The following is a 19,558-nucleotide window of genomic DNA, read 5'->3' on the forward strand; positions in this document are numbered from 1 at the left end:
GTGGGCGAAGTTCCCAAAAGTCAGTCGTAACCGCTTACATTTTGTGATTGATTTCGTTTTATACTACAGGTGTAGGAGGCCTCTACTATGCAACTGAATGAAAAAAGTAAACGAATCTTAAATGTCATCTTGCATGAAAAGCAAATGACACTAGACACCTTGACGATGATGCTTCCATATTCTCGACGGACAGTCGAATATGAATTGGAACGTATACAAGAATGGCTCGTCGGAAACGGACTATCGAATTTGAAGATGGACGGAACAAAAATAGAATTGACCGTGACAGAGGCGCTAATCGAGCAAGTCGAGCGCGCCGAATTAGTCTGGTCAGAAGAAGAACGAGAGCTTGTCATCACGCTATTCGCGATGACCCAAGTCGAATTTCTATCCAGTTTTCATTTTCAGCACCTATTAGATGTTTCCAAGTATACGGTCCAAGAAAGTTTGAACACCGTTAAAAAGCAGGCGGCCCAATTCGGGATTGATTTTTCTTATACGAGGAAAGAAGGATATCGGTTCAACGGTCATCTCCAAACGGTCGCATTATACGTGTACCGAACAATTGAACAATTGCTTGAGAAGTCAACGTTCGCTCAATTACTCGATTTATGTTTCGATTCTTGGCAAGTTGAGTTTATGGAACGGATCGGACAGATTGAACATTTTGAAAACTTGAATCAGTTTCAGTTTGTCGAAAGCCATCGTGAAAAATTAGCATATTTTCTGATGATTGGGTCTAGGTTATCACCTGACGCATATGTTCAAGATGACGATTCCTGGTTGACAGAAAAAGTCGATGCATCAATCCGAGACAATTTTGAAGATGTTCCACAGCTGTGGGAGACATTGATGATGTTAATTCAAGGTGGTTCAAAAGTGTCGGAAGAAATGGATGAGCTGGTACAGCAAAATCTTGCGTCTATCATGATTGAGGTGATTGAGCGCTTTGAAGGTTTGAGTTGTACACGTGTAATCGAACGCGAAGCGTTATGTGAAAAACTAGTCCTCCATGCGAAAGCGACGCTCAATCGTGTCCATACCGAAATTATGCCGTCAGATGAATTGGAACGATATGTGATGAAGGAGCACCGTGTACTAAATGTAATTGTCGACCGCTCTCTCGACCCGATTCGAGACCAAATTCAGACGAAAATTCCAAGTTCAGAAGTCATGTATTTCACTCTTCATTTTGCGGCCCATCTTCATCAACAGGGGCAACATCTAGATGAAAAAATGAAAGCGATTGTCGTATGTCCAAGCGGGATTAGCGTTTCGCATATGCTCGATCACATTTTGAAAAATCAATTTCCTGACTTTGTATTTCTGCCACCAATTTCGCAACGGGATGTCTTGGAGTTTGCACCGCTTGTCGATTTGATTTTTACGACGGTGCCATTGCCGCTAGTGGTTCAACAACAAGCACACGTGACACTTGTTCCGACACTACCGACAAGGCTAGAACAGCTTGCCTTAAAGCGCCAAATCCAACAGCGCTTCATCGCAAATGGGAGCGTCGCCCGAATGGAAGTCGCAGATATTCTCGAAGTGGTGAAGAAATATGCAACAATCCATCAAGAAGCGCAACTAAGAAAAGAATTGAAACATCTGCTACAAGATGAACCGATGAAAGATGAATGGAAAGGGGGACAACCCGTGCTAAATCAACTCGTAACAAAAAAAGAAATCCAACTTGACGATCAAGTATCGGATTGGCAGGAGTCCATTCGTCTCGCGGCCAAACCACTTGTTGATAATGGAACAATCGAATCTCGTTATGTTGAGACGATGATTGAGAACGTCATAGAACATGGTCCGTATATCGTGCTCATGCCACAAATTGCAATCCCTCATGCGAGACCGGAAGATGGTGTAAATCACCTTGGGATGAGTGTGCTGAAGTTAACAAAACCTGTATTCTTTCCTGGAGAGAAACCGGTTCGTGCTTTCTTTGTCCTAGCGGCAATCGATCAAACGACTCATTTAAAAGCCCTTGCACAGTTGACCGAGCTATTAGGAAATGAACAGGACGTGTCACTTCTTTTAGAAGCAGACACAGTAGACGATATTGTTGAGGTACTCAATCGCTATTCAGAGGAGGAAGAATAATGAAAAAGATTTTAGTGGTATGCGGTAATGGATTAGGCTCGAGCTTTATCATGGAATTGAACGTAAAAAAAGCACTCGAACAAATGGGGAAAGAGGCGGATGTCTCTCATACAGACCTGGCGACGGCACGAACTGAACCAGCAGATATTTATCTCGGAGCTCAGGATATCATCGGAACGTTAGATGATGGTTCAAAAGAAATCGTCGCACTCGAGAACGTGATGAATATTGAAGAAATTAAATCAAAACTAGATGGAAAAGTTTAAGATAGATGAAATTTTATTAGGGGGGAACGCTCATGCTTGATTTGATTATGCGAGATATATTGGGGACACCTGCCATATTGGTTGGACTGTTCGCTTTGATTGGGCTCGTTCTACAGAAGAAAGATATTGCTTCAATCGTCTCTGGTACATTGAAGACAATCATGGGGTTTGTGATTATCGGGGCGGGTGCCGGCGTCATCATTGCGGCACTCGACATATTCGGACAGATGTTCGACGAAGCGTTCAGTATCCGAGGGGTCATTCCGAACAACGAAGCGATCGTTGCGGTTGCGCAAGATGCGTTTGGTGTCGAAACGGCAATGATCATGGTGTTCGGTATGGTTATGAATATCGTGCTCGCACGTATCACGCCATTTAAATACATCTTCTTGACAGGTCACCATACGTTATTTATGGCAAGCTTACTAGCAGCAATTTTATCCGTATCAGGACTCGATGGTACGTTATTGATCATCGTCGGATCGGTATTGCTAGGACTCTGTATGGTCTTATTCCCGGCACTCCTTCAACCTTTTGTACGTCAAATTACTGGCTCTGACGATTTTGCAGTTGGACATTTCGGGTCACTCGGATACTTTGTTTCAGGGACAATCGGAAAATATGCGGGAAACAAAGAGCATTCAACCGAGCAGATTCAAGTACCGAAACAACTTGGTTTTTTACGTGATACGTCGGTAGCAGTTTCGTTGACGATGACCTTACTCTTCGTGGTCGTCGCAATCTTTGCCGGTCCTGCGTTCATTGAGACAGAATTATCAGATGGGTCGAACTATATCGTCTTCTCTATCATCCAAGCCATTACTTTTGCAGCGGGCGTGTATATCGTACTTGCGGGGGTTCGCATGTTGATTGCCGAAATCGTACCTGCCTTTAAAGGGATTGCTGATAAGATGGTTCCGAACGCAAAACCTGCGCTCGATTGTCCGACAGTTTTCCCGTTTGCACCAAACGCTGTCATTATTGGATTTCTTGCAAGTTTTGCCGCTGGATTATTTTCGATGTTTCTATTACCGTTGTTTGGTTTGGCGGTCATCGTCCCGGGTCTCGTACCTCACTTCTTTACAGGAGCGACAGCGGGAGTATTCGGGAACGCTACGGGTGGACGTCGAGGAGCGATTCTTGGATCGATTGCTAACGGAATTCTGATTAGTTTCTTACCGGCTTTGTTACTTCCGCTATTAGGGAACTTAGGTTTTGAAAGTACGACGTTTGGAGACTCTGACTTTGCTATTGTGGGCATTCTAGTCAGTTGGCTCGTTTCATTGTTCTCATAATGTGAAAAATGAGGTCTTTCTCCCATATGGAGACAAGACCTCATTTTTTTACGCGTTCGAAGCGAGTTTGATTTTTTGTCGTTTCATCTTGTGTAGTAACCAAGCATAGAGGACTTCACAAGAATTGTGAGGAAGGATCAGCTCCACCAAAGGGTGAGCGTGACCAAATATAGTGAAGCGCGAATGGTCTTCGTCGAGCAGAGAGACTTGAATATCCGTCGCATCCTGTAGTGAAATGCGCTGTTCTCCTGCGTGAGCATCTTTAAGTTTCAGCATTTTTCCATTCGTCGCAAACTTGGTGAACGATGAGACTCCTTGTACTTTCAGTTGTTCCATTTCGTGTATCTATCCATCGCGTGATGAATAGATTTTCACCTCGCTTTCTCTATATTGCCTTCCATTCCTCCAGAAGGTTATTCCTAGTATAACGCCTCGTTCGAAAAAGAAAAGTGTTAATTTAACAAAAAATTAAGACAATTTGTTATCAATTTTTAAGAATAGCGTTCAACCCTGTCTAGCATAGGAATAAGGTTGAAACAATCGGTCTGAAAATAACAAAAAAGAACCCCGTTTTCAGAGGTTCGCATCTATTGGCTACATGTATGACCTTATAATCGCTCAATCTGCCATGTACGACGGCGATACAACAACTGTCCTTTTAAGGCGATGGATTCTTTCTTCGCATCGAAGTCCTCTTCAAGAACGGACATGTCTTCATAGCGACCCGCTACATAGAATGAGATGACGATTTGGCGATTGAACAAACTGCGTTTCGTATGATCGAAATCGATGATCAGACCTTGAGGTGCCAACTCGAGTAATTCATCAATGACAGGAAGTGGAATCGGAACAAAACTGATGTTACGAATATCACGATCAAGTTTACTTTGCAACATGTTTTGAACGAAACGATTGATTGTCGACCAATCGCGAATATAAAGACTGCTATGTCGATCGTTTGCTTCATTGAAGAACACAATCTCATTATCGAGCGAATCCAAGAACGGCTTCTTGATTCCGCGTTCCATATGACTTAAAAACAAGATTTCTGCAATTTCATGATCGGACAGAGTTTCGAGCGTGTTGTAGTCCGGAAAATCGATCGCTGTGAATGTTGTTTGGTTATTCAAATACTTAGACGAGAACGAAGATAGTTCATGCGCTTCAATATAACGAAAACGCGACCTCGAGGATTGTCTCATCCCTTTGATATCCGTTCGACAAATAATCATCGGTCTCGTCACGGAAAGCGCTTCTGTTACATCCGCCAACGTCACACCATGGAGTGTGAAGCGTTGGACGTCCCGGTCTTGCTTCAAATAAAAGAGTTGTTTTGACATATGGTATCCCCTCAGTTTGACATACTACGATTATAGTAGCAAAAACACATGCTTTCCGCCATCTTGAGACGGTACCAGAGGGTTGAGTTCGATACATTTGGGAAAATAGAAGTATAATTGAGGAAACGAATAGGAAAGGCGGGTTCCACATGTGGGGATTAAAACGGAGTTTTCCTGAGCTCGCTACGCCCCGGTTTATCCTGCGAGAGCTAGAACCGCGTGATGCTAGAGCACTATATACCATTCTATCCACTGAGGAAGTGATGCGATATTATGGGTCGGACCCGTTGCTTGCCGTCTATGAGGCGAAGAACGTGATCGCTTACTTTAAAGATCAATTTCAGCAAGGGAAGGCCATTCGCTGGGCGATATGCGATCGGATGACGAATGAATTGGTTGGAACGATTGGATTCCATAATTGGACGCCCCAATATTATCGCGCCGAAATCGGGTTTGAGGTTTCCCCTCACTATTGGAGACAAGGGGTGGCTTTCGAAGCCGCTTCAGCTGTCATTCAATACGGTTTTGAAGAATTCAAGTTTCATCGAATCTCTGCGTTGGTCGCACCAGGGAATGAAGGGTCGAATCGACTCGTTCAAAAATTGGGATTTATTGAAGAGGGACTTCTACAAGATTATGCATATAGCCATGGTCGATTCATGGATTTGACTATGTATCGGCTACTCAAAACAGAATGGGAAGAAAAGGAGCACTCGATGATATGAAAGCACTCGTATTGTTACATGGGTTGTGCGGTTCTCCAAAGTACTTTGAACAATTGGAACCGTTATTGAATGCCGAAGTCCACACGCTCACATTACCCGGTCATGCTGGGACGGACGTGGGGCCGGAAACGATGGATCATTTTGCGGACTGGGTCATCGAAGAAATTCGTCTTCGAGGCCTTGAGCGTCCCCTTGTATGTGGGCATTCTTTCGGAGGCTACGTGACGACTAACCTCGTGCGTCGCTATGGAACAGAAATATCAGGATTTGTATTGATTCACTCGACGGCTGCCGCGGATATAGAAGCGGCGCGGGAGAAGCGAAACGGTGCCATTCATCAAGTCATCGAAGAAGGGGTCGAGCCGTTTATTGACGGAATGATTCCAAATGTCTTCTCAAGTGATTCCGACCCGGCGCTCGTTCAACAAGCGATTGCAATCGGATATGAGATGACGGTCGAGGGAATCGTGAGCGCGCAACAGGCGATCCGGGATCGTGAAGACGAAGTGGACACCGTCGAAACGACTCACCTCCCCGGCCTATTCATTTACGGCTCAAAAGACCCGAATATGAATGAGGAGCGGGCGTTTTTAGGTGCGTCACGACATACTAAAGCAATCGTTCCGTTCAGTCATATGGGGATGATGGAGTCCCCTGAAGAAGAAGCAAAAATCATGAACGAATGGATGCAGGAGGTGGATCATGGAAAAGTATAAGTTAATCGCTATGTCAGGAAGTCTTAGAAAGAAATCTTTTAATACCGCTCTTTTGCATTCGATCATTGAACTGGCTCAAGATGATTTCGACATTGAAGTCGTCTCCATCGAACTTCCACTGTTCAATGATGATTTGATTGATCCAGATGAACCAGAGGTTGTGGCTACTTTGAAGCAAGTCGTTCGGGAAGCTGATGGATTATTGATTGTCACCCCCGAATATAACCATAGCATCCCGGGCGTCCTAAAGAATGCGATCGACTGGCTTTCGCTCGAGCCAGGGACGCCACTTCGGGATAAACCGGTCATGATCGCCGGGGCCTCGCCTGGCATACTTGGAACCGCCAGATGCCAAATCCATCTCCGACAAGTATTTGCCACAAATCGTGCAAATGTTTTACCGGGAAATGAAATTTTCATCACGCATTGTAAAGAAAAGATTGATGATAGTGGGTTGCACGATGAGAAGTCGATTAATCAAATTAACAAAACATTATCGGAATATCGTAAATGGATAGAATTTTGGAAGCGTAACACAAAAAATTAACTTGAAGTCGCTCATGTTGTTTGATAGAAAGGAATTGTGAAAACAAACACAAGAGGAGCGACACCAAAATGGAAACTTACATCGAACTGTACAATGGCGGCGAATTAGGTGATCGGGCGGTAATGAACGATGGGATGACATTTGGACGAATGACGATTGTTGAATTGTTCTATCAATCCAATCATATTTTTGGTTACGTGAAAGAAGATGGTGAAAAACGTTTCTTCCTTGAACCGATTTCAGAGGACGACACATTTACTGTGGATGGGACGACGTATTCACTCCAACAGTTTATCGCGTTGTTTTAAGTAAAATAGAGGATTGATCGAACGCAAGCGACTCGCTTGCGTTTTTTTGTCATTTTCGTCACGATGAAAAGTGAGGTGATGAGGATGAAACTAGTAGCAATCGAACCGACACCAAGTCCGAATAACTTGAAAATCATTGTGGACCCTCCGTTCGAAGGGAGAGGCATAACGTACGATAAAGCGAGTACGGATGCCCCAGCCATCATTCAAGAAATCATTGGGCTTCGAGGCGTCAAATCCGTTTACGCCGTGTCTGATTTTCTCGCTGTCGAGCGACATCCGAAACATGATTGGCATGACGTCATGAATGAAATCCGACGGGCGTTCGGGGAACAAGTTGAGGAAGTCGAATCCACAAAGATGGATACGGACTATGAACCAGTCCATGTATCCGTCCAGTTCGTGCTCGATGTACCGATGCAATTAAAACTCGTCAAAGGGGACGAAGAAAAACGAATCGGGCTGTCGAAACGATTTGTCGATGCAGCGATGGAAGTTCAAGCACAAGTGAAGAATGTCATTCAAGACCGTCGTTGGGTAGAGCAAGCCCCACGCTATGGTGAATTGGATGAAGTCAGTGTCATCGCGCAAGAAGAATTGGAAGCGGCGTATCCTGAAGAGCGCATCGAACGGATCGTGGCCCGTGCGTTTGGTCGTGAAGCAGATTTTGAGGCAAACGCGAACCATTTGCAGTCGGAAAATTGGAAAGATCGGATGGCATTCCTGGATGAACTCGAAATCCATCATGAGAATATGCCCTATTTCCGTCGTGCCTTGGAAGATTCCGTGATGGCAATTCGTCGACAAGCGGTCGTCATGATCGGGATGTTTGAAGAACGACGTGAGGAATATGTCACATATATTGAACAAGCTTTAGTGGACGCTTCTCCTATTGTGCGACGAACAGCTGGGGATACGGTCTCCGATTGGGCATTACCTCAGTCACAACCTTCAATGATTGAGGCGCTGAAAGATAAAAACAAACTCGTACGTTGGCGAGCGGCTCGTTTCTTATTCGATTGTGGAGATGAACGGGCTGTACCTGCCTTGTCAATCGCGGAGGAAGATCGCGAGTTCGAGGTCTCTTTACAAGCGCGACTTGCGAAAGAGCGGATCACGAGCGGCGAGACAGCACTCGGGACGGTATGGCAACAAATTTCGAACCGCTCGAAATGAGGTTTCGTTCGACATGTGTCGAATCATTTTGATTTACAATTTAAGGTAAAGAGGAGCATCTGCATTGCGGATTGCTCCTTTTTTTCACAAAAACACATGCACATTTCCCCAATTGACTAACATTTGATGTAAACGTTTCGACAATAGGTAAAATGTCATTGTTATGCTGTCGAACGATAGGACATATATCTTGGTTTCAGATTGGTACACTAGATTTATCACAGATGAACAAAGGAGCCATACTTATGATATTGTTTGCAGAAACGCCTGAACTTGTAGCTTATAAGGAAGTAGTAGGAGAAACGATGGTCGTCACGTTTGAATCGATGCACAGTGAGACGTTCTCTGTCACGGCTCAAGTCCGGTCTGATCTCGATATCGCAGATTCATTGTTCATGACCGGTTGGCAACAATACATGGAACAAACTAAAGTTTCGTAAAAAAGGTAAATAATATAAGGGAAATCATTACAAACGTCTGCACATTGTATACACTAGTGCTATAGACGTTTTTTATTTTGTTGAGGAGAGTGGGATCCATGAAGAAAACTTGGTTGCTCGCCGTAGTGACGGCAATCTTATTAGTCGTAGCGGGATGTGGGAAAGAAGAGGCGAAACCGAGTCAAGTAAACAGTGATTCGTCTGAACCACCGGCTCCATTGACGCTCGACACGGAAATGGCATACGATTCAGTAGCCCAAGCATTATCAGCAACAATCAAAATGACGAACCCAAATGAGGAAGCCGTGGATGTGACATTCAATACGTCACAGCGCTATCAGTTGATTATCAAACAAGGTGACAAAATCGTGTTTGATTATGGTAGCGAATTTATGTTCACGGAATCGATTATCGAAGAAAAGTGGGCAGCGGATGAACAAAAGATCTTCGATGAGGTCTTCCTGTTAGATGAATTAGAGGCTGGCGAATATTCGGTCGAAGTGATTGGGCTCGGTCAAGTTGATGGGGCACCTGAAATTGCTGTGACAGATGAGACGACGTTCACGGTTGAATCTGCTGCAACAGAAACTCCGGATGAAGGTACATCAGAAACACCGGAAGAAACACCAGCAACAGAGCCGCAATCGGACGGTGCGTTCCGCGATGTACAAATTGATTTGAATGACACGATGATTCAAGTGAGCGGGTATACGGATGAAGTCGAGTTCGAGTGGTCTGTGTCAGACGGACACAATATTTACGCTCAAGGCGCAGCCGAAGTGACCGGCGGTGGCTTCACGTTTGGGGTATTGCTCGATGAAGCACCGGCGAAAGATCAACCGTTGTTCTTAGAAATGACACCAATCGGTGGAGAGGTCACATCATTTAAAGTTCAATAAAGCCATGGCGGAAACTGTTGTTTCCGTCTTTCTTTTTGAGACGCTAGTTGACGGGGTATAAGGATTATCAGACAATAAAACAAAATGAGAGCATAGTGGGAGGGCAATCCATGCAACAACATATCATTGAATCAACACATGTCAAACCGACCATCAACCCGAAAGAAGAAATTCGTCAACGCATCGACTTTTTGAAAGCATATGTGAAACGAGCCGGTGCGAAAGGACTCGTCCTAGGTATCTCAGGTGGGCAAGACTCAAGCCTTGCCGGAAAGCTATGTCAACTCGCCATGGAAGAGCTTCGTGAAGAAACGGGTGGCGAGTATACATTTTATGCGATCAGATTGCCATATGGTGAGCAACACGATGAGCATGACGCGCAACTTGCGCTTGAGTTCATTCGTCCGGACAAATCGTTCACTGTCAACATTAAGCCTGCTGTTGACGCATCGGTTGAAGCGTTTAACCGTGCAACGGGTCTCGAATTGAGTGACTTCCATAAAGGGAATACGAAGGCACGTGAGCGGATGAAGGCACAATACGATATCGCGGCAACATTCGGTGCCCTTGTGGTCGGAACGGATCATGCTGCGGAATATGTGACAGGATTTTATACAAAACACGGTGACGGAGCTTGTGACCTCACACCGTTGACCGGTTTGAACAAACGTCAAGGGAAAGCACTTCTCCATGAACTTGAAGCGCATGAGCGTGTGATTTATAAGGTGCCGACGGCTGACCTTGAAGATGGTCGCCCTGGACTTCCTGACGAAGTCGCACTCGGTATGACGTATGATCAGCTGGACGACTATTTGGAAGGGAAGACAATCGACCCAACAATCGCCGAGCGAATCGAGACAATTTTTAAACGTTCACGCCACAAGCATCACATGCCTGCCTCGTTGTACGACGAATGGTGGCAATGAAAAAAGGAGGAGCTGTCTCGAGACAGCTTCTCCTTTGTTGTCTTACGCTTTCTTAAGCGGTACGAACTGAACGATCAGGATGCAGGTAAAGGCGATAAAACTGAGGAGTGGGATGGTGACGAATCCAAAATAGTTGACCCAACGAATCAGGCAGTCGTTCGTACAGAAGGCTTCACCGTTCGGGATACGTTCTAAAATAACGTGATACAGACTGATACACCATCCGGCACCGGCCATAATCCCTACGAACAAGCGGTTGACGTCTCGTGCAGTCAACATGATAGTCAAGTAGTAGATGGCTAGTGGATACATAAAGATGCGTTGGAACCAACACAACTTACAAGGTAAAAAGAGCATGATCTCTGAAAAATAAAGGCTGCCGAGCGTCGCGACGGTCGCAACGATAAAGGCGAAATGATGACGTTGCATCAGATTTCCTCCTAACAATCAAATTGATGATTAAACATGATATGATACATTGAAACAAATACTTATTCAGTATACAATCTTTCAAACGATAGAGAAACAGGTGACGTGATGCAAGTTTCGGAAGTAGAAGTGTTAATTATTCTTGCGGAAGAATTGAATATGCGGAAAGCAGCCGAGCGGTTGTTTGTCTCACAACCAGCGCTCAGTCAACGGCTCGTGACCATCGAACATCAGTGGGGAAAGAAGATTTTCGTTCGCTCCACAAGAGGGCTCGCATTGACGCCAGATGGGGAGAAAATCATCGAGTTCGCCAAAAAGATGTACAGCGAAGAACAAGAACTGAGGGGTGAACTGACTGCCAACCAAGGGGAAGTGTACGGGACGTTGAAAATTGCCGTCGCCTCTATCATGGGACAATATTGGTTACCCAAGGTATTGAAGACGTTCGTTGAACGCTATCCGTCTGTCCGTGTCAAATTGGTCACCGGATGGTCGAGCGAAATGATGCGTTATATGCTCGAAGAGAATTTTCATATCGGAATCATTCGAGGGAATCCTGATTGGCGAGGAGAACGGATGAAGTTGTTCTCCGATTCCTTGCATTTGGTCGATCTAAAAATGACCGACCTCTCCCAACTAAAAAACAATGAGCGCTCGTTTATTCAATTCAAGAGTGACTCGACTTATTACCAGGAAATATTAGAGTGGTGGCAGGAACGGTTTTCGAGTCCACCTCTGACGACGCTGGTCGTCGATCAAATCGAGACATGCAAACAGATGGCGTTACACGGAATCGGGTTCGCGATTCTCCCTGAATCGACCATCAAAGATGTGAATGAGATGAATAAGATTCCATTGACGTCGTCGGGTGGTGTGCCACTCGTACGGGACACATGGATGCTTTCGACAGAATCGATGTTGGAGTTGGCGCAAGTTCAAGCGTTTTGGAAGATCGTTGAAGAAATTACGAAGGAGACTGAATGATGAATTGGGCAATTGAAGCGAGAAGACAGCTGCATTTAATTCCGGAAGCCGGATATGAAGAGTTCAAAACACAAGCGACACTTGAGCAATTGATTCGATCGCTCGATTCACCACGTGTTCACATCACACACTGGCGAACAGGTCTTTTCGTCCGGGTAGATGGTCTCGTCGGTGAGAAGACGATTGGATATCGAGCTGATATGGATGGACTGCCCATCACGGAAGAGACGGGGCTAGAATTCGCATCGATTCACGAAGGAATGATGCATGCATGCGGACATGATGTGCACATGTCGATCGCGCTTGGGTTAATTAAACGAGCGGTCGAGGAACCGCTTAACCATCACCTTGTCGTCTTTTTCCAACCGGCCGAAGAGGGCCCGGGAGGAGCCGAACCGATGGCGAAATCAGAATTGTTCTATCACTTCCGGCCGGATGCACTGTTCGGCTTGCATGTCGCGCCTGAATATCCTGTCGGCATGGTCGCTTCAAGACCGGGCGTGTTGTTTGCGAGTGCGCGAGAGCTTCATATCACCATTCATGGAAAAGGGGGGCATGGTGCTTTCCCTCACGCAGGGATTGACGCTGTTATCGTTCAGGCCGCCCTCATCATGCAACTGCAAACGATTGTGTCACGGAACATTGACCCGATGGGAAGTGCGGTCGTCAGTATCGGAAAAGTCGCAGCAGGAACGAAAGAAAATATCATCGCTGATACGGCCAAATTGGATGGGACGGTCCGTGCATTGTCCGACAAAGAAATGGTCGTGCTTGAAAGCCGGATTCGTCAAATCATTGCCGGTGTCGAGATGACGTATAACGTTCAGATTGACCTTGAATTTGGTAATCGCTATCACGAGGTCGTCAATGACGAACGTTACCTCTATCAATTCGAGGAAGCGGTGGAAGAGGTCGGCTATTCTTATAAAACGTGTGTCCCTGCCATGACGGGTGAAGATTTTGGATATATGTTGAAACAGGTCCCTGGATTCATGGTTTGGTTAGGCGTAAACGATATGGGATCAGGACTTCATCAATCGACACTCAACCCGGATGAACGTTCGATTGAAGTAGCCATCGATTTATTCGACCACTACTTCCGTAATGTCATGATTCAATAACACGAAGCGGTCTCGATTGAGTCCGCTTTTAGTGTGCCCGAAAAGGAGTGAACGAGGGTGAAAAAGGGAAACATTTATTCATGTAAAGCGACGATTTTGTGGCGATTGCTCAAATGTGAACATTTTGCGAACTCGAGCATTGAGACATTACAGCGCAATATAAAATCATTATGATGTAAGTATCGAAGGGTATTCATCTGTGATTGTCGTTTCATACATGGGTTCGAAGCGATAGAGAGAGATAGGAGGTAATCAATAGATGTTTCAAGATCCTGTCCTGATGAGTCGAGCATTGACGGCACTCACATTAGGTTTTCATGTGATTTTTGCCACACTCGGCGTCGGGGTTCCACTTTTAATTTTATTGGCAGAATTTTTAGGAATACGTAAAAAAGACCCGAAATACACGCTCATGGCTCGCCGTTGGTCGCGTGGCTATGTCGTGACGGTAGCAGTTGGGGTTGTGACAGGTACGGCCATCGGTCTGCAGCTTTCACTTCTCTGGCCGAATTTGATGCGCGTTGCGGGTCAAACGATTGCGCTCCCGCTTTTCATGGAAACGTTCGCCTTCTTCTTTGAAGCGATTTTCCTTGGTATTTACTTGTACACGTGGGATCGATTTAAAAATCCGTGGCACCACATGCTTCTCGGGATACCGGTTGCAGTCGGTGCATTGTTCTCAGGGTTCTTTATCACAACGGTAAACAGTTTTATGAACCAGCCTGTAGGGTTTGATATTGTCGATGGTCGATTGGCAAATGTCAGCCCACTCGAGGCGATGTTCAGTCCGGCTATGCCGACTAAAATGGCACACGTGTTGACTTCAGCTATTTTAACATCCGCGTTCATTCTAGCTGCGATTGCAGCCGTTCAGTTGTTACGTCAACGTCGAAATCAACTCGACAAGATGTCGATTGAATATCACAAGAAAGGTCTCCGTCTGACGATGACGGTCGCTTTGATCTTTGCGATTGCGACAGCGCTCGTCGGTGACTTCTCAGGTAAATATTTGGCTCAGTACCAACCAGATAAATTAGCCGCGGCAGAATGGCATTTCGAAACCTCCTCCGAGGCTGAATTGATTTTGGGTGGATGGTTAGAAGATGATGGTCAAGGTGGCTATGAAGTCCGAGGCGCCTTGAAGATTCCTTACGCGCTCTCTATTCTTGCAGGTGGAGTCCCGAACTACGAGGTGACGGGTCTCAATGAGTTTGCGAAAGAAGATCAACCGCCGCTCTTCGTTCACTATCTATTTGATGCGATGGTCGGAATTGGGATGCTTCTCGCACTCATCTCCTTCCTGTTTGTACTCGGCCGCTATATTAAACGTTTGAACCAGTTCAGCAAGCCGATGCTCTTTGCGATTGCAGCCGGTGGACCGCTAGCCATGGCAGCGATTGAGTTTGGGTGGTTCTTCGCTGAATTTGGTCGTCAACCTTGGGCGTTATATGAGTTAATGCGTACGAGTGAGGCAGCTACGACTTCAGCGAACGTCGGTTGGATGCTTGTCGCTTTCGCGATCCTCTACGCGGTACTTGGAACAGTGACTGTGGTTGTCCTATCACGCCTGTTCAAAGAGAATCCGGTAGGGAAAGAACTAAAACAATCCGAGCATCGTGGTGAAGCGATGTTTGCGGATGAAGTGTGATCGGAGGGTATGACATGCAAATTCAAGAATTAGGGATTGCCGTCTTATGGACGTTCCTATACGGCTATCTCATCGTCGCATCGATTGACTTCGGTGCAGGCTTCTTCGCTTTCTATAGCCGCTATACGAAACGTGATCACTTAGTGAACCGACTCGTCAAACGGTATTTGTCACCGACATGGGAAGTGACGAACGTATTCTTCGTTTTCTTCTTTGTCGGGATTGTCGGATTCTTTCCGGACACCGCTTATTACTATGGTACGGCTTTGCTCGTTCCGGCGTCTGTCGTGTTAATCTTGCTTGCGATTCGTGGTAGTTTTTATGCGTTCGCTAACTATGGCTCAAAGGAAAGCACGCTCTATGTGTTCCTTTATGGAGCGACGGGATTACTCATCCCAGCTTCGATGTCGACGGTACTGACGGTCAGCCAAGGAGGTTTCATCACGGAAACAGAGAACGGGGTCTTCTTTGACGGAGCGAAGTTGTTCACCAACTTCTACTCCTGGACGGTCGTCATCTTGGCGATTGTCTCCGTCCTCTATATTAGTGCCATGTTCCTCTTGTTCTACGCGGACAAGGCACGTGACCAAAATGCCGTCGAACTCGTTCGGAAATGGGCTCTATTCTGGAGCGTCCCGACGATTATCGCATCGGGTCTCGTTTTCTTTGGATTGAAGTCGCAAGCTGCGTGGCATTACGAAAGCATCCTAGGAGGGAACTGGTGGTGGTTCGCGATGAGCTTCTTGTTCTTCGTCATCGCCGTCTCCTTCGTGTATATGAAACGAAATTACGGGATTGCCTTCTTGATGGTCATGGGGCAGTTCTTCATGGCATGGTTCGGATACGGATATTCTCACTTACCTTACATCCTGTATCCGTACATCGACATTAATGGAAGTGTCGTCAACGAGTCGATGGCGGTGGCGCTTGTCATCGTGTTCATCTTAGGATTGCTCCTACTCGTTCCGGCACTCTACCTCTTGCTCCGTTTGTTCTTGTTTGACAACGACTACGTACGAGGGAAACGCTCGAGTGGAAAAGCATAATGGCGAGAACGGGATTTCCTTTATTTAAAGGGAATCCCGTTTTGTATTTTGTATAGAGTTTTGAAGTGGAATCAGTTACACTGAACGAAGAATCAAGAAGTGAACATGTGTAGGAAAGGGATGTAGCATCATGACAGGTGAATTTGCAGTCATCGGATTAGGACGATTTGGTGGGTCGATCGTCCGTGAATTGTCTACAAATGGATATGACGTCCTCGCCATCGATTCAGATGAGGAGCGTGTCAATGAGTTTATGGGATTGGCAACCCATGCCGTGATCGCCGATACAACAGATGAAAATGTGTTGAAGAGTTTGGGGATTCGTAACTTTGAACATGTCATCGTCGCCATCGGGGAGAATATTCAAGCTTCTATTTTGACGACGTTGATTTTAAAGGAACTTGGTGTTCAAATCATCACGGTGAAAGCAACAAACGATTACCATGAAAAAGTACTTCGTCGAATTGGGGCAGACAATATCGTCCACCCGGAGCGTGACATGGGCGTTCGAATTGCGAATGGATTGATGAGCCAAAGTATCCTCGACTACCTCGAATTATCGAATGAACATTCGATTGTCGAAATAAAAGCATCGGACAAGTTATCTAACAAATCACTCATCGATTTGGACTTGCGGGCGAAGTACGGGGTGAACATCGTGGCGATTCGTCGCGATGATGATGTCCTGATTTCTCCTCAAGCGGATGAGATGATTTTATCGGAAGATATTTTGATTATCATCGGGAAGGATACCGATTTGGATAGACTAGAGCGTACACTTCGTTCGAGATAAAAAAAAGACCTTTGGAGCGATGCCGCGATCGTTGAATCGATTGATCCAACTCGACGGTTTGACTCCAAGAGGTCTTTTTTAAATGAGTTTCATCGCTTTCAAGCCGTACTCGATTCCATCTTCAAGGATGGATTTCGTGACAAAATCCGCCACGTCTTTCGTTTCGGTGCGACCATTGCCCATGGCGATTCCAGTACCTACATACTGAAGCATGGCCAAGTCGTTCAACGCATCTCCGAAAGCGTACGTATTCTCAAGACGGTAGCCATTGGTCTCAATAAAGTGACGGATGCCATCTGCCTTACTGGCCCCTTTGTTGATCACGTCCATTGCATGAGGATGCCAACGGATAAAATCGAACTCACGGTAGGCGTTGATATAATGATGCTCGTCTTCAGGCGTGCAATACAGTAACGTCTGATACACATCTTCTTCTGTATGGAAGTTCGGTTCGAATGAAGGAATCGGCATGTCGAGTTCACCGAGCGATTGTTTGACGATGGCATCATTCGGTCTTGAAGCACCACCACGGTCTTGTCCCAAATAGACGAGAGTATGATCATTTGAAGCGGCGTGCGTCGTCAATCGGCCGAGTGCATCTTTTGAAAGCGTGTTACGATAGACGATTTCACCTTTATGCACGACAATCTGACCGTTATAGCAAACAAGACTATCAATCCCGACACGTTCTGGGATATCGGATAGCATGGCCGGTCCTCGTCCCGTCGCGATGAATGTCTCGACGCCGTTTTCTCGCAATGCCTGAATTGCTGAAATCGTGGAAGGCGGTATATAACTACCTTCATGTAAAAGCGTGCCGTCAATGTCGAAGAAAACAACCTTTTGATCTTCCATTTGATTCACCATTCTTTCTCTTTATCTAAAAAATATGTTTTCTGAACCCACTAAAAGGATAACACGAAATAGGGAAACTACCACGAATATCACATCGTTAGTGAAATATTGTCATGATATGAGCTATAATGAAAAAAGAATCTTACGGGCATATTCGAGAATCACTTATGTTTCACATAGATGTATTAATAATTGAAGTAAGGAGAGATTAAATGAAGTTTGTTAAGAACCACCAAACAGCCGTGTTCGCATTGGGCGGACTCGGAGAAATCGGGAAGAACACATATGTTGTTCAATTCCAAGATGAAATCATCGTCATCGATGCGGGAATCATGTTCCCAGAGGATGACTTGCTTGGAATCGACTATGTGATTCCTGATTACTCGTACCTGATTAAAAACAAGGACAAAGTAAAAGGGGTATTCATCACTCACGGTCACGAAGACCACATCGGGGGAATTCCATTCTTATTGAAGCAAGTGCAATTGCCGATTTACGCGACGAAGCTCGCGCTCGGATTGATTAAAGTTAAACTTGAGGAGCATGGGTTGCTTCGTGAGGCGGAACTCCATGAGATTGATGAGGATTCACTCATCAAGTTCCGCAAGACGAGCATCTCGTTCTTCCGCACGACGCACTCGATTCCGAACTCACTCGGTGTCGTCGTCAAGACGCCACAAGGGAACATCGTCCATACTGGTGACTTCAAGTTCGACTTCACTCCGGTAGGTGAGCCGGCAGACCTCGCCAAGATGGCGGAAATCGGAAAAGAAGGCGTGCTTTGTCTCTTGTCCGATTCTACAAATGCAGAAGTGGAAGGCTTCACGATGAGTGAGAGCGTTGTCGGTGGGACGATTAGTGAAACGTTCCGGAAAGCGGATGGTCGAATCATCTTTGCAACATTCGCATCGAACATCTATCGCTTGCAACAAGTGGTCGATGCGTGTGCCGAGACAGGTCGCCATCTCATGATTTTCGGTCGTTCGATGGAGAAAGTCATGACGATTGGACAAGAACTCGGTTTCATCAACGTTCCGAAAGGGATGATCATTGAGGCGAATCAAATGCGTCACTACGACCCGAATGAAATCGCGATTCTTTGTACCGGCTCGCAAGGGGAACCGATGGCAGCGCTCAGCCGTATTGCGAATGGTACCCATCGTCAAGTGTCAATCATTCCTGGGGATACGGTCATCTTTTCTTCTTCTCCAATCCCAGGAAATGCCATCTCCGTCGGGAAGACGATTGACCAGTTGTATAAAGCGGGAGCGGATGTTGTCTACGGTAAGTTGACGAACATTCATACATCAGGTCATGGTTCGCAACAAGAGCAGTTATTGATGATTCGTCTGTTGAATCCAAAATTCTTCATGCCGATTCACGGTGAGTACCGCATGTTGAAAAAGCATGCTGAGCTTGCTGAATCGGTAGGAATCCCGAAAGAGAACAGTTTCGTTATGGATAATGGTGAAGTGCTTGCTGTCGACTCGGAGTCGGCTGCGGTCACTGGCAAAATTTCTGCGAACGCTGTGTATATCGATGGGAATGGAATTGGTGATATCGGGAATATAGTATTAAGGGATCGCCGAATTCTGTCTGAAGATGGACTCGTTGTCGTCGTCATCAGCATCGATGGCAAGACGCGCAAACTCGTCTCAGGACCAGATATCATCTCACGTGGATTCGTCTATATGCGTGAATCAGGTAGTCTGATTCGTGACGGCGAACGATTGTTGAAGAAAACCGTCGAACAAGGATTGTCCAATAAGCAGATGAAGTGGTCGGAGATGAAACAACTCGTCTCAGACACCCTTACACCTTATTTGGCACAAAAGACGCGGAGACACCCGATGGTCCTGCCGATTATTATGGAAGTATGATTTGACGGGCTGTAGGAGACTACGGCTCGTTTTTTTCACCAGCAAATGAGGAGGG

General features: G+C 45.8%; 21 protein-coding genes. 17 read left to right on the forward strand and 4 right to left on the reverse strand.

Annotated elements, in window-relative coordinates; genetic code table 11:
• Positions 1–87: 87 nt before the first annotated feature.
• The 3 genes from KNO78_RS01750 to KNO78_RS01760 are packed head-to-tail and all read left to right on the forward strand — an operon-like array spanning position 88 to position 3,670.
• Positions 88–2,109 (forward strand): BglG family transcription antiterminator, encoded by a 2,022-nt coding sequence (locus KNO78_RS01750; RefSeq protein ID WP_214691106.1) that lies wholly within the window; start codon positions 88–90, stop codon positions 2,107–2,109.
• A complete protein-coding gene (locus tag KNO78_RS01755; protein ID WP_074037399.1) occupies positions 2,109–2,375 on the forward strand; it encodes a PTS sugar transporter subunit IIB in 267 nt (88 codons plus the stop codon). Before KNO78_RS01750 ends, KNO78_RS01755 begins: the two co-directional genes overlap by 1 nt.
• A gap of 32 nt (positions 2,376–2,407) precedes the next feature.
• Complete coding sequence (locus tag KNO78_RS01760) at positions 2,408–3,670, forward strand: PTS ascorbate transporter subunit IIC (protein ID WP_074037398.1); 1,263 nt, start codon at positions 2,408–2,410, stop codon at positions 3,668–3,670.
• Between the two features lie 48 nt (positions 3,671–3,718).
• On the opposite strand, the gene KNO78_RS01765 is transcribed toward KNO78_RS01760, so the two are convergent.
• A complete protein-coding gene (locus KNO78_RS01765) occupies positions 3,719–4,006 on the reverse strand; it encodes a hypothetical protein (RefSeq protein WP_074037396.1) in 288 nt (95 codons plus the stop codon).
• A gap of 272 nt (positions 4,007–4,278) precedes the next feature.
• On the reverse strand, positions 4,279–5,010 hold the full coding sequence (locus tag KNO78_RS01770; RefSeq protein WP_074037395.1) for a hypothetical protein: 732 nt from the start codon (positions 5,008–5,010) through the stop codon (positions 4,279–4,281).
• 149 nt (positions 5,011–5,159) lie between these two features.
• Here KNO78_RS01770 and KNO78_RS01775 point away from each other — a divergent pair, with 149 nt between their 5' ends.
• The 8 genes from KNO78_RS01775 (at position 5,160) to nadE (ending at position 10,747) form a co-directional block, all read left to right on the forward strand.
• Positions 5,160–5,735: a GNAT family N-acetyltransferase gene (locus KNO78_RS01775; protein ID WP_015881239.1), complete on the forward strand. Its 576-nt coding sequence runs from the start codon at positions 5,160–5,162 to the stop codon at positions 5,733–5,735.
• Positions 5,732–6,451, forward strand: coding sequence for an alpha/beta fold hydrolase (locus tag KNO78_RS01780; protein WP_214691105.1), 720 nt, complete (start codon positions 5,732–5,734; stop codon positions 6,449–6,451). Before KNO78_RS01775 ends, KNO78_RS01780 begins: the two co-directional genes overlap by 4 nt.
• Positions 6,438–6,998: an NADPH-dependent FMN reductase gene (locus KNO78_RS01785; RefSeq protein ID WP_159562028.1), complete on the forward strand. Its 561-nt coding sequence runs from the start codon at positions 6,438–6,440 to the stop codon at positions 6,996–6,998. The genes KNO78_RS01780 and KNO78_RS01785 overlap by 14 nt, the downstream gene beginning before the upstream one ends.
• 68 nt (positions 6,999–7,066) lie before the next feature.
• The gene (locus KNO78_RS01790; protein ID WP_015881242.1) at positions 7,067–7,306 is read left to right on the forward strand and encodes a hypothetical protein; all 240 of its coding nucleotides are present in this window, start codon (positions 7,067–7,069) and stop codon (positions 7,304–7,306) included.
• 84 nt (positions 7,307–7,390) lie between these two features.
• Entirely contained in the window at positions 7,391–8,482 is a 1,092-nt protein-coding gene (locus KNO78_RS01795; RefSeq protein WP_074037949.1) for a virulence factor, read from the forward strand.
• A gap of 245 nt (positions 8,483–8,727) precedes the next feature.
• The gene (locus tag KNO78_RS01800; RefSeq protein WP_074037391.1) at positions 8,728–8,922 is read left to right on the forward strand and encodes a hypothetical protein; all 195 of its coding nucleotides are present in this window, start codon (positions 8,728–8,730) and stop codon (positions 8,920–8,922) included.
• Between the two features lie 98 nt (positions 8,923–9,020).
• Positions 9,021–9,821 (forward strand): BsuPI-related putative proteinase inhibitor, encoded by an 801-nt coding sequence (locus KNO78_RS01805; RefSeq protein WP_214691104.1) that lies wholly within the window; start codon positions 9,021–9,023, stop codon positions 9,819–9,821.
• A 110-nt stretch (positions 9,822–9,931) separates the two neighbouring features.
• Positions 9,932–10,747, forward strand: a complete 816-nt coding sequence (gene nadE / locus KNO78_RS01810) for an ammonia-dependent NAD(+) synthetase (RefSeq protein WP_074037388.1) — start codon at positions 9,932–9,934, stop codon at positions 10,745–10,747.
• A 42-nt stretch (positions 10,748–10,789) separates the two neighbouring features.
• Here nadE and KNO78_RS01815 read toward each other — a convergent pair whose 3' ends face one another.
• Positions 10,790–11,176 (reverse strand): disulfide bond formation protein B, encoded by a 387-nt coding sequence (locus tag KNO78_RS01815; RefSeq protein WP_159562030.1) that lies wholly within the window; start codon positions 11,174–11,176, stop codon positions 10,790–10,792.
• A 108-nt stretch (positions 11,177–11,284) separates the two neighbouring features.
• On the opposite strand from KNO78_RS01815, the gene KNO78_RS01820 reads away from it, so the two are divergent.
• The 5 genes from KNO78_RS01820 to KNO78_RS01840 all read left to right on the forward strand — a co-directional run bounded on the left by KNO78_RS01820 (position 11,285) and on the right by KNO78_RS01840 (position 16,768).
• Positions 11,285–12,160: a transcriptional regulator CcpC gene (locus tag KNO78_RS01820; protein WP_074037386.1), complete on the forward strand. Its 876-nt coding sequence runs from the start codon at positions 11,285–11,287 to the stop codon at positions 12,158–12,160.
• The gene (locus KNO78_RS01825; protein ID WP_074037384.1) at positions 12,160–13,281 is read left to right on the forward strand and encodes an N-acetyldiaminopimelate deacetylase; all 1,122 of its coding nucleotides are present in this window, start codon (positions 12,160–12,162) and stop codon (positions 13,279–13,281) included. The genes KNO78_RS01820 and KNO78_RS01825 overlap by 1 nt, the downstream gene beginning before the upstream one ends.
• Positions 13,282–13,540: 259 nt before the next feature.
• Entirely contained in the window at positions 13,541–14,929 is a 1,389-nt protein-coding gene (locus tag KNO78_RS01830) for a cytochrome ubiquinol oxidase subunit I (protein ID WP_074037383.1), read from the forward strand.
• Between the two features lie 14 nt (positions 14,930–14,943).
• The gene (locus tag KNO78_RS01835) at positions 14,944–15,975 is read left to right on the forward strand and encodes a cytochrome d ubiquinol oxidase subunit II (protein ID WP_159562032.1); all 1,032 of its coding nucleotides are present in this window, start codon (positions 14,944–14,946) and stop codon (positions 15,973–15,975) included.
• Positions 15,976–16,105: 130 nt separating this feature from the next.
• Positions 16,106–16,768, forward strand: a complete 663-nt coding sequence (locus KNO78_RS01840; RefSeq protein ID WP_214691103.1) for a potassium channel family protein — start codon at positions 16,106–16,108, stop codon at positions 16,766–16,768.
• Between the two features lie 78 nt (positions 16,769–16,846).
• Here KNO78_RS01840 and KNO78_RS01845 read toward each other — a convergent pair whose 3' ends face one another.
• Positions 16,847–17,635: a Cof-type HAD-IIB family hydrolase gene (locus KNO78_RS01845; RefSeq protein ID WP_201302237.1), complete on the reverse strand. Its 789-nt coding sequence runs from the start codon at positions 17,633–17,635 to the stop codon at positions 16,847–16,849.
• Between the two features lie 200 nt (positions 17,636–17,835).
• Here KNO78_RS01845 and rnjA point away from each other — a divergent pair, with 200 nt between their 5' ends.
• Complete coding sequence (rnjA, locus tag KNO78_RS01850) at positions 17,836–19,503, forward strand: ribonuclease J1 (protein WP_015881254.1); 1,668 nt, start codon at positions 17,836–17,838, stop codon at positions 19,501–19,503.
• Positions 19,504–19,558 lie beyond the last annotated feature (55 nt).

The sequence above is a fragment of the Exiguobacterium sp. s132 genome, from assembly GCF_018617235.1.
GTDB classification, from domain to species: Bacteria; Bacillota; Bacilli; order Exiguobacteriales; family Exiguobacteriaceae; genus Exiguobacterium; species Exiguobacterium profundum.

Bases quoted from the DNA above. Each gene is read 5' to 3' on its own strand.
- KNO78_RS01750 (WP_214691106.1), top strand. From the start codon at position 88: ATGCAACTGAATGAAAAAAGTAAACGAATCTTAAATGTCATCTTGCAT.
- KNO78_RS01755 (WP_074037399.1), top strand. From the start codon at position 2,109: ATGAAAAAGATTTTAGTGGTATGCGGTAATGGATTAGGCTCGAGCTTT.
- KNO78_RS01760 (WP_074037398.1), top strand. From the start codon at position 2,408: ATGCTTGATTTGATTATGCGAGATATATTGGGGACACCTGCCATATTG.
- KNO78_RS01765 (WP_074037396.1), bottom strand. From the start codon at position 4,006: ATGGAACAACTGAAAGTACAAGGAGTCTCATCGTTCACCAAGTTTGCG.
- KNO78_RS01770 (WP_074037395.1), bottom strand. From the start codon at position 5,010: ATGTCAAAACAACTCTTTTATTTGAAGCAAGACCGGGACGTCCAACGC.
- KNO78_RS01775 (WP_015881239.1), top strand. From the start codon at position 5,160: ATGTGGGGATTAAAACGGAGTTTTCCTGAGCTCGCTACGCCCCGGTTT.
- KNO78_RS01780 (WP_214691105.1), top strand. From the start codon at position 5,732: ATGAAAGCACTCGTATTGTTACATGGGTTGTGCGGTTCTCCAAAGTAC.
- KNO78_RS01785 (WP_159562028.1), top strand. From the start codon at position 6,438: ATGGAAAAGTATAAGTTAATCGCTATGTCAGGAAGTCTTAGAAAGAAA.
- KNO78_RS01790 (WP_015881242.1), top strand. From the start codon at position 7,067: ATGGAAACTTACATCGAACTGTACAATGGCGGCGAATTAGGTGATCGG.
- KNO78_RS01795 (WP_074037949.1), top strand. From the start codon at position 7,391: ATGAAACTAGTAGCAATCGAACCGACACCAAGTCCGAATAACTTGAAA.
- KNO78_RS01800 (WP_074037391.1), top strand. From the start codon at position 8,728: ATGATATTGTTTGCAGAAACGCCTGAACTTGTAGCTTATAAGGAAGTA.
- KNO78_RS01805 (WP_214691104.1), top strand. From the start codon at position 9,021: ATGAAGAAAACTTGGTTGCTCGCCGTAGTGACGGCAATCTTATTAGTC.
- nadE (WP_074037388.1), top strand. From the start codon at position 9,932: ATGCAACAACATATCATTGAATCAACACATGTCAAACCGACCATCAAC.
- KNO78_RS01815 (WP_159562030.1), bottom strand. From the start codon at position 11,176: ATGCAACGTCATCATTTCGCCTTTATCGTTGCGACCGTCGCGACGCTC.
- KNO78_RS01820 (WP_074037386.1), top strand. From the start codon at position 11,285: ATGCAAGTTTCGGAAGTAGAAGTGTTAATTATTCTTGCGGAAGAATTG.
- KNO78_RS01825 (WP_074037384.1), top strand. From the start codon at position 12,160: ATGAATTGGGCAATTGAAGCGAGAAGACAGCTGCATTTAATTCCGGAA.
- KNO78_RS01830 (WP_074037383.1), top strand. From the start codon at position 13,541: ATGTTTCAAGATCCTGTCCTGATGAGTCGAGCATTGACGGCACTCACA.
- KNO78_RS01835 (WP_159562032.1), top strand. From the start codon at position 14,944: ATGCAAATTCAAGAATTAGGGATTGCCGTCTTATGGACGTTCCTATAC.
- KNO78_RS01840 (WP_214691103.1), top strand. From the start codon at position 16,106: ATGACAGGTGAATTTGCAGTCATCGGATTAGGACGATTTGGTGGGTCG.
- KNO78_RS01845 (WP_201302237.1), bottom strand. From the start codon at position 17,635: ATGGTGAATCAAATGGAAGATCAAAAGGTTGTTTTCTTCGACATTGAC.
- rnjA (WP_015881254.1), top strand. From the start codon at position 17,836: ATGAAGTTTGTTAAGAACCACCAAACAGCCGTGTTCGCATTGGGCGGA.